Origin of the sequence: Saprospira sp. CCB-QB6 (genome assembly GCF_028464065.1) — a bacterium.
GTDB lineage: Bacteria > Bacteroidota > Bacteroidia > Chitinophagales > Saprospiraceae > Saprospira.
This window is the reverse complement of sequence record NZ_CP116808.1, coordinates 2,825,259-2,838,420: the sequence shown is the minus strand read 5'-3', so window position 1 is coordinate 2,838,420 and position 13,162 is coordinate 2,825,259. Positions and strand designations below refer to the sequence as shown.

Here is a 13,162-nt window from a genome sequence, read left to right as displayed (position 1 = left end):
AGTAGGGATTATGTTTGAATAATGCCAGGGTTAAATTTAGCCACAGGAGCATTATTAGCGGCCTCGATACCCATTGAAATTACACGGCGGGTTTCGAGTGGATCAATGATCGCATCTACCCAAAGGCGAGAGGCGGCATAATAGGCCGAGCTCTGCTTTTCGTAGCGGGCCTCAATTTTCTCAAGTAGTTCTTGTTCTTTCTCTTCGCTAAGCTCTTCGCCTTTGGCGGCTAGTGAACTCTTCTCGATTTGGAGCAATACTTTGGCGGCCTGTGAGCCTCCCATAACAGAGATCTTGGCATTGGGCCAAGCTACAATCAGGCGGGGGTCATAAGCCTTGCCGCACATAGCGTAATTCCCTGCCCCATTAGAATTCCCCATAACAATAGAGAACTTGGGTACAGTAGAATTAGAAACCGCAGAGACCATTTTGGCCCCATCCTTAATAATTCCGCCATGCTCGGAGCGTTTACCGACCATGAAGCCCGTAACATCGTGTAGGAAGACTAGTGGAATCTTCTTTTGGTTACAGTTCATGATAAAGCGGGCAGCTTTATCGGCTGCATCAGAATAAATTACGCCACCAAACTGAACTTCTCCTTTAGCATTCTTAACCACTTGGCGATTGTTGGCTACAATGCCTACGGCCCAACCATCAATACGAGCATAGGCGCAGATCATCGTTTTGCCATAGCCTTCTTTGTATTGTGTTAGTTTAGAATCATCGACTAAGCGCTCAATTAGTTCTAGACTATCATAAGGGCGGCTGCGGTCGAAGGGGAAAATCCCGTAAATATCTTCAGGGTCTTTGGCGGGGGGAGCTGGAGTAGCTCGGTTGAAGCCCGCTTTATCAAAAGCGCCTTGTTTATCAATCAAATCCTTGATCGTATCTAGGCAAACGTGGTCGTTAGGGACCTTATAATCCGTTACGCCAGAGATTTCACATTGTGTTGTTGCGCCACCCAAGGTCTCCTTATCGACTTGCTCGCCAATAGCGGCTTTGACCAAGTAAGGACCAGCCAAGAAGATCGAGCCAGTACCGTCAACAATCAGTGATTCATCTGACATGATGGGCAAATAAGCCCCACCAGCTACACAACTTCCCATGATAGCGGCAATTTGGGGTACACCCATACTCGACATCACGGCATTATTGCGGAAAATACGTCCGAAATGCTCCTTATCGGGGAAAATCTCGTCTTGCATGGGCAAATACACCCCTGCAGAATCTACCAAATAGATAATTGGTAGCCGGTTTTCCATAGCAATTTCTTGGAAGCGGAGATTTTTCTTTCCTGTAATTGGGAACCAAGCGCCAGCTTTAACTGTCGCATCATTGGCCACAATAACACATTGGCGGCCCTTCACGTATCCAATCCCACCAACGACACCACCTGCGGGGCAGCCGCCATGTTCTTCATACATCTCAAAACCGGCAAAAGCCCCTAATTCTAAAAACTCACTATCTTTATCAATCAGGTAATTGATGCGCTCGCGGGCAGTCAATTTCCCTTTACTATGCAATTTGTCAATGCGTTTCTTTCCACCCCCCTCATAAATGCGCTCCAGCAAGTGGCGCATTCGCGAGACCTCTAACTTATTATCGTCCTCATTTTTATTAAAGGCTAAATCCAATTTGGTCATAGACTATCGTTTATTGGTTCGCAATTTCGTTTTCCTTTGGGGAAACCTTGGGGCAAATATATAAGAACTTGCTCAAAAATTATTGCCTTCCTGCTTGAAAGCTATTTTTTATCTTCTTCATAGGGGCGAAAGTGGGGGCCTAATTAGGGCCGCTCATTTTGTCTTGTAGAGAGGAAGGGGGAAGGATTTTTGGGGCTGCCCCGCCCTTTGGGCGGGTCGCTCCCCTTCGCAGCTCGCTATTCGCTCGGCCCTGCGCCGCAATGGGCGGCTGGGTCTGCCGCTTCGCGCCACTGCTGTCCATCCCTAAGCCGAAGCGAGCTAGGCCCTTTGGGCCTTCAAAGGCCTTCGGCTGGGGCATAGATTTTATTTTGGACCAAAGGCCAGCCCTGCTCTTTAAATCCTTATCTTGAGTACACTACTATTTATCACTTAATACCTTAAAGAGAATGAAACGATCTATTTTATATTTGGCCCTAATGGCATTTTTGTTTACTGCCTGTGCAGGTGGAGAGGATGCAGCTAAAATGGAGACCACAGACAGCAGTCAGCAAGCAGATGGACCAAAAATTCAGACTGGCGAGTTTAAATTTATCAACTTTGAGCTGGCAGCAGATGCCTCTCTATATCTTTTTGAAGACCGAGCTGGGGAAATCATGCAATTTTGGGGCAATGAGGCCAGCAACTACCAATTTGCGCAAGAAGTCCCCGAAGACCAAGCGAATATGGACAATCAGGGTTGGGCTGGGAATCCCGAACTTAAGGGCAAGTGGTTCAAGATCCAGTACACAAAGAAAGAAGTGGTCGTTGGCAACTTTGATATGCCCAAAGAAATGGCTGAGGTTATTTTATCCGCCGACTTAATTGCCGATTAGGCCAAGGCCCCAAATCCTATAAATTTACATTTTCAGCCCCCCTTTTAACGCCTAAGTTTATGCCCCTATTCAAGCCACTATCCACCCTAATAAAATGGCTGTCTAGTCTAATTCCATTCATTCATCGAGCCATCACTATCGGCTCTTTTATCATCTTCATTATTTTAGCCTTAATGGGCTATTGGGGCTTTATGGGTAAGGAGAGTTGTGAGCAGCTAGTGATTCAGCAAATTCACTTTAAAGGGACATTACTAGCTAAAAAGAGCAGCTCTGCTCAGCATCGTTTTATTGTGATAGACTCTTTGGGTAGCCCTAAACAAATTGCTTTGCCCGATGAGACCCATGCCTTCTGGGCCATGGCTCAAAAGGGGGATCTCGTTATAAAAAAGGCTTGGAGTAATGAAATACAGTTACTTCATGAAGGAAAGATAAAGGCATTTCATTATGGTAATAATAAATCTTCCTTTAGATTTAACCTCTATGAATATGGCTTCTTTGATTTGGCAGACACGGCCTATTACTACTGCTTAAATCCAGATAAAAACAACACAAGCCAAAGCATCTATCTTGATGAAGTAAGTGACTAATTCATCTGATGAAGCATAAGGAGCAAAGCGCAGAAGGACCATTTGGCCCAACATTGCGCAAAGCCGTTTCGGTAGATTAAAACCCACTGCAGCAATAATATATAAATGAGGGTTTCAACTCTCATGAATTTAGCGGCGCAGCATAGCTGGCCGCAGGCCCAAAAACTGCAGTAGAACAGATCTTATAGGGCCATAAAAAAAGCCAGTCTCTAAGGAGACCGGCTTTTTTGTTTGTATCGGGGAAGCCTTAAGAATCTACAGAGATAGATTTTGGAGCTTCATCTTCTGGCTCAGGGGCAGTTTGAGGAGCAGGCGCATTGCTAGCTGAAGCTGGCTCAAAGCCGAAAGGCGTAAAGAGATCATTGTAGGTATTGAGTAACTCTTGGTTACCAATTTGGCCAGCTAGGCGTTTAACCAAATTGCTTTGCGAGATAGCCAAAGAGAGTTCATCGCTAAATACGGTAGCCATTTCTGGATTATCCGTAGTTCTGAGCAAAGCATCTTTTTGGGCCTCCATTTGTTCTACTTCATTGTTCAGTTGTACGGCCTGCTGATAAAGCTGTTGTTTTTGTGGGCTATTTTCAGCGGCTTGGTTCATCATCTGCACCAATTGGTTCAATTGGTTCTTCTTCTGATCGGATTGCTGTTGTAGGGTACCAAAATCTCGGGCAAATTCGCCAAGGCTGAGGGGAGCGACAAACTGTGCATAATAGCTCATTTTATCGGCTAGGGTAAGGCTAAGGTCCTTAAGGTGAGGAACAGCCTTTTCGCCAGCTTGGAGATTGGTGTACATTTCTAGCGCTTGGAGTCTAGTGTAGCCCTCATCTAGTGGGAAGTTCATGTGAGGGAAGCCTTCGAATAGTTTGTCTAGCACCTTCACAGCTCTTTCCTTATCGCCAGCCTCAGCCAATTCTCTAGCGAGGCGAAGCATAGCAAACTGCGTAGTTTGCACACTAGGAGCATAGCTTTCGTCTACAAACATCTCATATTGGTCAAAACCACCCCAATTGAAACGTTCAACTACATTGCGGTACATGCTATCTAGCTCGATACGGCCCATGCCCATAGCACCAGCATAAGAGTTGGCGCTAGTTGTTTTAATGGGAACAATGCGGAGCGCCATACCTTCCATTTGTAGGTAATCCTTAAAGCTACCCAATTTTTCGGGGCGAACGGTTACTGCAAAATAGATGGGGCGAGTCCAGCCATTGGCCATATTGGTTCCAACGATATCCAAAAGGGCAATCTCATCCTTAAAGACCAGGCGTTTACTAAGCTTTAAGTTAATTTGATCAACAATTTGCTCATCGGGAATTGTAGAAGATACGGCCTTATTGGCTCTTACGGCAGCCTTATCAACTGGAATCACGATATTATCGGTAGGCACAAAACTAGGTGCTTGGCCTGAAGGGTGATTTTCGCCCATAAAGCGAACGGCATCCACCAAATTCATGGGGCGACCAGAAGCTTGAATAGGTAGGGCATTTCTGGAAGTGCCTCGATAAGCGGCCTCAGAAATAGTCATGGCAATAGCAGGCGACTCATTCATCGTTCTGCGCAATTGGTCAATATACCAATCTACGGCCAAAAGACTAAAGTTGACAACTCGCACGTCCGTACGGATGCCTTCTACTTCCTGGGCATACCAAAGCGGATAAGTATCATTATCTCCATAAGTAAAGATAATGGCATTAGGTGCGCAAGACATGAGGAAGTTAGTTGCATAATCGCGTGCACCAGTATGTCTAGCTCTAGAGTGGTCATCCCAGTTTTCAAAGCCCATGATAATAGGTGCTGTAACCACTAGGGCAAGGGCGATACCCGCGCCAGCCTGTCCTTGGCCCATAAAGCGTTTGAGTTCGCTATAAATAGCGGGAACAGCTAGGCCAATCCACATACAGAAAGTAAAGAAAGAACCAACGAGTACATAATCTCGCTCACGGGGCTCACTAGGAGGCTGATTCGAGAAGACGATAATCGCCAAACCTGTTACGAGGAAAAGAATACCCAAAGCTAGGGCATCTTGTGGACGTCTGCGGATATGGAAAACCAAACCGATAAGACCAAAAATAAGGGGCAATAGATAATAAGTATTGCGGCCTTTATCTTGGCTTCTTGATTCAGGCAAATTAGACTGCGGAATCAAGCGCATACCATCTAGAGGACCAATGCCAGAAATCCAGTTTCCTTTGGTCGGATCATCTTCATAGAAGCCTTGCTTTGCGTTTTGACGCCCCGCAAAGTTCCACATAAAGTAGCGGAAATACATCCAGCCTACTTGATAGCGGAAGAAGAAATCTAGGTTGTTGTTCATGTCGGGCTTTTCGTTGGGTCCAAGCTTAAGCCAACGGCGATACTGAGCTTTGCGCGCCTCATCCATATGTCCCAAACGAGGGAAAAGCATTTGGTCCGACTTCTTGTATTTGTACCCCCCTTTCTCAGCAACTACCTCATAGCGGAAACCATTGCCTTTTTCTACAGGACGATATACCTTATCGCCTGCTTCATAGCCAATGTTCTCGGCGGCGAAGTGAGGACCAAAAGAAAGCGGGCGCTCTCCATATTGTTCCCGGTTGATATAAGATAACAAGCTATAAGGGTCAGAAGGCTTGTTCATGTTGATTGGCGTATTGGCTGCAGCCCGAATAACAATAGAAGAATAGGTAGAAAAACCCATCAAAGCCACGGCGAACATCATTACGCCCATCTGTAAATAGTAGTTCTTTTTGCTTTGTGCGTAGTAGATTCCGCCAGCAACTAGACCAATCAAGAGAAGGACAAAAAAGATCATTCCACTGCCCAAAGGAAGGCCAAAGTTATTGACAAAAGTAAAGTCAAAGCCAGCAGCAAACTCAGGTAATTTGGGTATAAATAGGGCCTGCATAAACATCAGAATCGCAAAGCCAATCCCAAAAGAGAGCCCCATATTCAACCAGATTTTACGCTCCTGCTGAGGTGCCTGAAAAGCCGAATACAAATAAATAGCAGGCACGGCTAAAGCAAAGAGTACATGCAACCAAACGGGAAAAGTAGAGATAAACTGTACCCCAACAAGGATCGCAAAAGCCAAAACAGTAAACATCATATTGCTGCTAAACTCGGTTTCCCGAACCTGGCTCTTTTTGTAGTAAAACAAAAGCGCAATAAAGGGAATCACGAGCAAACTCAACAAATGTACTCCGATAGACAAGCCAATCATGTAGGCAATAAAGACCAACCAGCGATCAGAACGAGCATTGTCTGTAACATACCAGCGCAAAGCAGCCCAAATAACTAGGCCCGTAAAGCCCGAAGACATGGCATACACCTCCCCTTCTACGGCAGAAAACCAAACAGAGGTAGCAAAGGTAGTAGATAGTGCAGCCACAACGCCAGCTCCTAGAATAGCGAGCTTGTCGCCCATGCTACTCACCTGCTCCCGATGGCCCAACAAACTGAGCTTGGCCAAAATGGTGGTCGACCAAAAAATGAATAAAACCAAAGCAGCCGTAGATAAACCCGACATCGCATTCAGGGCATAGGCAATATTGGCCTTATCGACAGAAAAAGTATCGGCCACAAAGGCAAACATGCGCCCAATCATTAAGAATAAAGGCGCTCCAGGAGGGTGAACTACCTCCAATTTGTAGGCGGCAGAAATAAACTCACCACAATCCCAAAGACTGCCTGTGGGCTCGGCCGTAAGTAGGTAGACTGTGGCGGCCACAGCAAACATCAGCCAACCCATGAGGTTGTTCAAAAACTTAAAATTATTCATCTTTTTGGTTTGGCAAAATCAATGATCTAGCAAAAATACTAGCGTTTTGCAGGTTTGAGGGATGCTAAATTAATTGTTTAGTACAGATACTCAGGTCCAAATGCCTGTTTTATCAGTTGGCAAATTTAGCAAAACTATTAGGGCTTGCAAAAGCCCCCCCTTTTTTTTAAATGCGATTTAAGGCCTAGTACTAGGCAAAACAAACTTTTTAAACCCAAAAAAGGCCCGAGCAAAATTGCTCGAGCCCCTATTCTCTTCCGCTAAGCAGCTTTTATTTGATGCCTAGTTTCTTCTTGATCTTTTTGGGAATCCCGTCCTTATGCACCATAATATTGGTGGTTTTATAACGGAAAAATGCCTCTGAAGCATAAAAATACCCATCGCAATCATTGGTTTTCCCCCAAGAGTTTTTCACAATGTAGTATTTGGTCCCTCGCTGATCTTCTACCATCCCCGTAAAGTGCATGCCATGATCATCTGTTGTTTCGTAGTTGTCAAAGGCTTCTTGACGCATTTCCTGCGTAATAGCCAACTCTTCTACGGGCTCATCAAAGGCAGAACCAATTTTCTCTGCTCCCGCATCACTAAAGTTGCGGTTGTCTCTCCCCTTGATTTGAATCGTGCGCTCATCCTTGGGCACAATAGCCAAACCATCGCGATAAGAAAAGCCTTTCTCCGATACATCACTAGCCCAAGCTACTCCAAAACCATTTTCCAAAGCATTGTTGGTAATCTCTACAAGCTCATCCAAAGGAACATTATAAGTAGAACCAAAAGCCCAGTTATCGGGAATCTCTAACACAAATGACTCATAAAACGGATGATGCGTGAATGAGGTAATCACCACATAATCATCCATATCTAAACCCAATTCTTTAGCATAAGACTCCGGCGTATAGGTCTTGCCCTGATACTCAAATTCCTCTGGTACCTCACCCAAATAAGCATCTAAAACCCCATTAAAAGCCTTTTTCCATGAGGGCGTAAGCTTTTTCTGCGGCGCCTTAATCACTTCTTTGACCATCGCTTCCAAGATGTTGTTCAACTCCGAGTGGTTATGACTGTCCATCCCATACTCCAAGCCCTGATAAACCTCCTGAGGCACAATTCCATAACGCTTAATAACGTGGGGAATATCATGAAAAGCACCACCTGGCCCAAAGTTAAAGTGGCCATGCATCCGCACATAGTTCACAGCCTTATCCAAATAAGCCCGACGAGCAATATACATCTCAGAAAGGTTGTGCTTGCCCTTTTTCATCCGAAGTAATTCCGACTCAAAAAATGAAAGAGCCGAAAAACTCCAACAAGTCCCCGTGCGATTCTGATTCTGCACTTCCGTTGCCTCGATATCATTGAGGAGCGTAAAAACATAGCCCCCATCCTTCTTATTGCTCAGCTTGGTATTCTCCTGAGCGTAGATTGTCGAGCAGCTCAACAAGGCCCAAATAAAAAGCGAAAGGGCCGTCCATCTATACGTCATAGTTGTTCCTAATTTGATGATCATTTAAAAAATGCCCCTTAAGATAGAAAAGTAGACAAAAAAAAGCGATTCGGGAGGCCACCGAATCGCTTTGATCGAGTTGTTTAACTCTTTTGTATTGAAAAAAACCTTTCACTAAACCATTAAAAACTAATTTCTTAAAGACAAAAATTAAGCCAACTAAACTAGTTTACCTTAACTTTTCCTTTGGTTTCTAAACAATTTAGAATTTTTTAGTTTTTTTTCTGGGGCTGCCCCGCCCTGCCGGGCGGGTCGGGCTGTTCCGGGCTCGCTGCTCGCTCGGCCCTTCGCAAAAAATGCTGCGCATTTTTGCTCGGTCTGGCCCTATGGGCCACCCTCTCCATCCCTCAGCCGGCGGCTTCGCCGCCTCTAGATCCAATCTACCCCCTTTTTATACAACCAGTTATGTTTTTTACCTAGCCAGTTAGGTCCCAGACATAACTTTTACCTTTTTTGATTTTGTTACATTATTTTCATTTTTAACAACTCCCTAACAATTGGGGGCAAAATCACTATTTCTGCAGCCTAAAGGCCGCAGCCAATCTTGTTGGGCCATCATTTTGTTCGCCGCAGGAGCTTAAAAGCCCCTGCTTCATTGGAGATAGGCGAAAGCATTCGGTTTTCAGGTCTTGTGGCTTTTAAGCTGCAGCTCCCAGAGCATCCAGAAAAAGCAGCCGCCACTAAATACAAATCCCCTCACAGGAGGGGATGACAGATTTAGGGGGTAAAATTTATATCATATAGGCCTGTGGGTTAAAACCCACAGCAAGAAGGGAGGCTATGCTAGACCTAATGAAATGGGCCGAAGGTTAAAACCTTCAGCCCATATATTAGAGGAAAATAGCCAGTTTTAAGGCCAAAAGATTTAAATCCATGCGGGTTTTAACCCGCATTCCATAAAAAGATTGCGAAGCAATACCACATTTGCTGTGGGTTTCACCCCACAGTATCGGCCTAGCGATGCGAAAGGGGGCGGCGCAGCCGCAGACCAAGGCCGTCAGGCCGCAGGGCCGAGCGAATAGCGAGCCCTGAAGCGTAGCGCCTGCCGCAGGCAGGAGGCCCCAAAAAAAAGACAGTCCCTAAACAGAGACTGTCTTTATCGTACTGCAGTAAATTTATGGCCTAAGCTTCTTCGAGTTCCTCGACCATTTCGGTGGTGGGCGCTTCGATTTCCTTGCCCATATAGATCAGGGTATCCCCTGCTTCTATCTGTTCATTTTGGGGTTGGTTGGCCCGCACAAAATGGAAATTGCCATCGGGTTTAAGAATAAAGAGCGGGATAGTATTGCGGCAACTAAGCTGGCAAATTTGCTCAAATTGCTCCTGAGATTCGAGAGCATGCTCTCGAATATGCGGGTAATCTCGGGCCGTTTCCAAGAAGTTGATATAATCTGTTTTGATATCAAAGGCGGCTTCATCGGCTAATTCCGTTTGGCCTTGACTTTCGGCCTGAGAGACGATGCGGAAGGTGCCATTCTCTCCAAAAACTTCTTTATATCGTTTGCAAGCCACCTCGTTAACGGCTGTACTAGGCGTAAGCGCCAGCAAATAGCCCATATCGAGTAGTTCCAGTTCTTCCTCCAAATTGCCCTCAATAATATCTTGTTCGATAGCTTTGAGGCCCATATCTTGGGCTTCTTGGACCAAAGTTGGGGAGCGGTCTACCAAGACTACATGTCGACCATGATTTTGCAAGTAGTTGGCGATCAGGCGAGCACCGGGGTTCGCCCCAACGATTAGTAGCCCATTAGATTGTTGTAGGGTAACGCCTAGCAACTTGGCCACAAGGCGGGCCGTAGTGGCATTGAGCAGAACGGTTCCCATAACGATCATAAAGACTAGGGGCGTAATTAGTTCGGCCTCTTCATAACCATAATTGGCTAGTTTTAATCCAAAGAGAGAGGCGATACCTGCGGCCACGATTCCGCGGGGGCCCACCCAAGAGATAAAGAGCTTTTCTCTAAGATCTAGGCCACCTTTGGCGGTAGAGGCAAAAACAGAAAGGGGGCGAAGGACCAAAACCACCACGGCAAAGAGTGCCCAATAGCGCCAATCGGCCAATAAGAGTAATTGTTCGCCATCAATATTGGCGGAAAGGACAATAAAAAGAATAGAAATCAGGAGGACCGTCAAAGACTCTTTAAAATAAAGCAGCTCCTTAAAGTGAGGTACTTTGAGATTGGCTAGGGTCATTCCCATTACCACTACGGTCAATAGGCCCGACTCGTGCACCACGATATCGGAAAGGGCAAAAGCGCCTAGCACTAGGGCCAAAGAAACCACATTCAATAAATAATGTGGGATCATATCTCTTTTGAGCAATTGATAAAAGCTAAAGCCCGTACCGATACCAAAAGTAAAGCCTACCGAGATAATTCCCATAAACTCCTTAAAGGCTTCTATTCCAAAAGAGCCTTCTGACTCATGCGAGATAATAAAGTCAAAGACCAAAACGGCCACCAAAGCCCCAATGGGGTCGATGAGGATCCCTTCCCATTTAAGGACCGTAGAGATATTTCGCCGCAAAGGCACATTGCGCAAAATAGGCGCAATTACGGTGGGGCCAGTAACAATAACCAAGCTTCCGAAAAGAAAGGCGATATCATAAGGGAGACCAATGATAAACTTAGCGGCCAAGCCTGCCCCAATAAAGGTAATAGCAGAACCTAAGGTTACCAATTTACCGATGGCGGGTCCCACCCCCGTCACCTCATGCCGGTTTAGGGTAAGTCCTCCTTCAAAGAGGATCACGCCAATGGCCAGAGAGACAAACCAGAAAAGCACATCAGAGGGGAAAAGTCCTCCATTGCCTTGAGGATTACCATGTTCGTCCAGCAAAAGCTCTTTGCCATTCGCTTCAAAGAGATAATCAAAAACGGGTTCAATAAACTTGTGGCCAGTCCAGATTTCTGCGATAGGGCCAACTAAAAGGCCGATCAAAATCAGAGGAAGGATAGCGGGCAGGCGCAGTCGCCAAGCCACCCATTGGGCCAAAATTCCCAAAACAATAATTCCAGCTAGTGCAATCATTTGCAAATATTAGTAGGTGAGAGATTGCTAGGTCTGCCTGCCCGTCTGGGCATGATAATCAGCCATAGCTTCTAGTTCTTCATAAAAATGTTGACCAAAGGCTTTGGTCAATGGCCCTTTCAAAAACTGATAAACGGGCACTTTTAATTCTTCGCCTAAGCTGCAAGCCGCCGAGCAAATATCCCAGTGGTCATAGTTTAGTGCTAAAAAGTCGGGCAATTGCTTGGTCCGAATAGGATAAAGGTGACAAGAGACGGGTTTTAGGTAGTCAATAATGCCGTCTTTATGGGCCTTTTCAATGCCACAGCTTGCCCGGCCATCCTCTTCATAATGGATGAAGGCACAGGGTCCGCCATCAATTAAAGCCGTAGCCCAACCCTCTTGTTCTTCGCTATGCGTGGCCACGCCCTGCTCTTCAATAGCGGCCTGACCTGCGGGCGTCAAGCGGTCTTTAATGGTTGGATAAATGGCTTTAAGGATCTCCACTTCAGCCTCTTCCAAAGGAGCCCCAAAGTCTCCCTCCCAACAACAAGCGCCCTTACAGGCATCCAAATTACAGACGAACTGCTTGTCGAAGATATCGGCCGTAACCAAATATTTTTCTGCTACTATATACATTAGGCTACAATTTCAATTTTTAAGGTCTTACGATAATACTCTAACTTAATCACCTGTACCTGTCCATCTATTTTTTGAATCACAGTACTTTTATGCACCAAGCGCAAACTAGCAGCCCCAACATTTAGCCCCTCCAAATGTTCTGGCCGAATCTCAAACTGGCTGCCTCGCGTCAATCCCACATGATTTACCGTTTTCACCTGCCCCTTGGCATCTTCAAACAATAAAACGAGGCTTTCTTCTTGTCCCAAAGGCTGCCCTTCCCAAGCAATCAAGCCCCCCGAAGTCATAGAAACTTCAGGCGTTTTAAGGCCAAAATTAGTATAGGTTGGAAAGCAAATCGTATCGCTCTCTCCCCCATAACTAAAGTGATAACAGCCTTTAAATTTAGATGGGCGCTCATGATAGCGATATTCCCAACCTACTTTCGGCAATTTTTTAGGCTGCATAACCTGCCCCTCAAAATACAATTTATCTGCTAAAACTAAGTTGCCTGTATCTTGCTGAAAACGCGCTTCCGCCTGCAATTCCTTACTATTTTCTAAATATCGGACATAATAATAGGTCCGCTCCACAGCAAAAGGTGTATGCTCCTCTTGCTTCACTTCCACCATTTTTGATTGACAAGCCGCAGCCAAAATCAAAAACATAAAAAAATGAATGGCTAATTGTGTTCTCATATAGTTAATTCTTATTTTTTGGGGCCTCCGCAGCCAAGCTGCGGCGCTACGTTTCGGGGCTCGCTATTCGCTCGGCCCTTCGGCGCAAAGCGCCTAGGTCTGCGGCTGCGCCGCCCCCCTTCACATCGCTAGGCCAAATGGCCCAACCCCATTAGATGAACGCTTGACAAAAAAGCCTTGCCGCCTTTTTTTCGGGCCCAAATTACAGACTTTATTCCGCTTTTAACAATTGCCCAGCGGCATCTTTAGCAGCAAATCTCCTAGAATCGTCGTTTGACCTAAAAGAATAGCTCTTCTTTAAAAGAATTTTAAGGTTGACTACAAGATTTTATACAAAACTCCGTTTTAAAGTCCAAGGAGTTTTCCCGCTCAGCTAAAACAATATTTTTCAGCCACATTAGTTTTTGTACTTTTGTTGGCAATTTTATTATACTCACTAAGGACTAATAGCCTTAAAGGTTTTACCGATAA

The 13,162-nt window shown here is 45.5% G+C and carries 8 protein-coding genes; 2 read left to right on the top strand and 6 right to left on the bottom strand.

The window, feature by feature from the left end; translation table 11 throughout:
• Positions 1-8: 8 nt before the first annotated feature.
• Positions 9-1,634 carry an acyl-CoA carboxylase subunit beta gene (locus tag PPO43_RS10915; RefSeq protein ID WP_442985454.1) on the bottom strand — a complete coding sequence of 542 codons (1,626 nt, stop codon included), beginning with the start codon at positions 1,632-1,634 and terminating at the stop codon, positions 9-11.
• A gap of 455 nt (positions 1,635-2,089) precedes the next feature.
• On the opposite strand from PPO43_RS10915, the gene PPO43_RS10910 reads away from it, so the two are divergent.
• Positions 2,090-2,515 carry a hypothetical protein gene (locus tag PPO43_RS10910; protein ID WP_272617680.1) on the top strand — a complete coding sequence of 142 codons (426 nt, stop codon included), beginning with the start codon at positions 2,090-2,092 and terminating at the stop codon, positions 2,513-2,515.
• Between the two features lie 59 nt (positions 2,516-2,574).
• Entirely contained in the window at positions 2,575-3,102 is a 528-nt protein-coding gene (locus PPO43_RS10905) for a hypothetical protein (RefSeq protein ID WP_272617678.1), read from the top strand.
• A 247-nt stretch (positions 3,103-3,349) separates the two neighbouring features.
• Here the strand turns inward: PPO43_RS10905 and PPO43_RS10900 are convergent, their stop codons facing one another.
• The 5 genes from PPO43_RS10900 to PPO43_RS10880 form a co-directional block, all read right to left on the bottom strand.
• Positions 3,350-6,859: a protein O-mannosyl-transferase family gene (locus PPO43_RS10900; RefSeq protein ID WP_272617676.1), complete on the bottom strand. Its 3,510-nt coding sequence runs from the start codon at positions 6,857-6,859 to the stop codon at positions 3,350-3,352.
• A gap of 271 nt (positions 6,860-7,130) precedes the next feature.
• Complete coding sequence (locus PPO43_RS10895) at positions 7,131-8,342, bottom strand: aminopeptidase C (RefSeq protein WP_272617675.1); 1,212 nt, start codon at positions 8,340-8,342, stop codon at positions 7,131-7,133.
• A 1,143-nt stretch (positions 8,343-9,485) separates the two neighbouring features.
• Positions 9,486-11,393: a cation:proton antiporter gene (locus PPO43_RS10890; protein ID WP_272617674.1), complete on the bottom strand. Its 1,908-nt coding sequence runs from the start codon at positions 11,391-11,393 to the stop codon at positions 9,486-9,488.
• Positions 11,394-11,420: 27 nt separating this feature from the next.
• On the bottom strand, positions 11,421-12,011 hold the full coding sequence (locus tag PPO43_RS10885) for a DUF3109 family protein (RefSeq protein WP_272617673.1): 591 nt from the start codon (positions 12,009-12,011) through the stop codon (positions 11,421-11,423).
• Positions 12,011-12,691, bottom strand: coding sequence for a hypothetical protein (locus PPO43_RS10880; protein WP_272617672.1), 681 nt, complete (start codon positions 12,689-12,691; stop codon positions 12,011-12,013). The genes PPO43_RS10885 and PPO43_RS10880 overlap by 1 nt, the downstream gene beginning before the upstream one ends.
• Positions 12,692-13,162 lie beyond the last annotated feature (471 nt).

Excerpts from the sequence above, each read along its gene's own strand:
- PPO43_RS10890 (WP_272617674.1), bottom strand. The coding sequence starts at position 11,393 with ATGATTGCACTAGCTGGAATTATTGTTTTGGGAATTTTGGCCCAATGG.
- PPO43_RS10900 (WP_272617676.1), bottom strand. The coding sequence starts at position 6,859 with ATGAATAATTTTAAGTTTTTGAACAACCTCATGGGTTGGCTGATGTTT.
- PPO43_RS10905 (WP_272617678.1), top strand. The coding sequence starts at position 2,575 with ATGCCCCTATTCAAGCCACTATCCACCCTAATAAAATGGCTGTCTAGT.
- PPO43_RS10895 (WP_272617675.1), bottom strand. The coding sequence starts at position 8,342 with ATGACGTATAGATGGACGGCCCTTTCGCTTTTTATTTGGGCCTTGTTG.
- PPO43_RS10880 (WP_272617672.1), bottom strand. The coding sequence starts at position 12,691 with ATGAGAACACAATTAGCCATTCATTTTTTTATGTTTTTGATTTTGGCT.
- PPO43_RS10910 (WP_272617680.1), top strand. The coding sequence starts at position 2,090 with ATGAAACGATCTATTTTATATTTGGCCCTAATGGCATTTTTGTTTACT.
- PPO43_RS10885 (WP_272617673.1), bottom strand. The coding sequence starts at position 12,011 with ATGTATATAGTAGCAGAAAAATATTTGGTTACGGCCGATATCTTCGAC.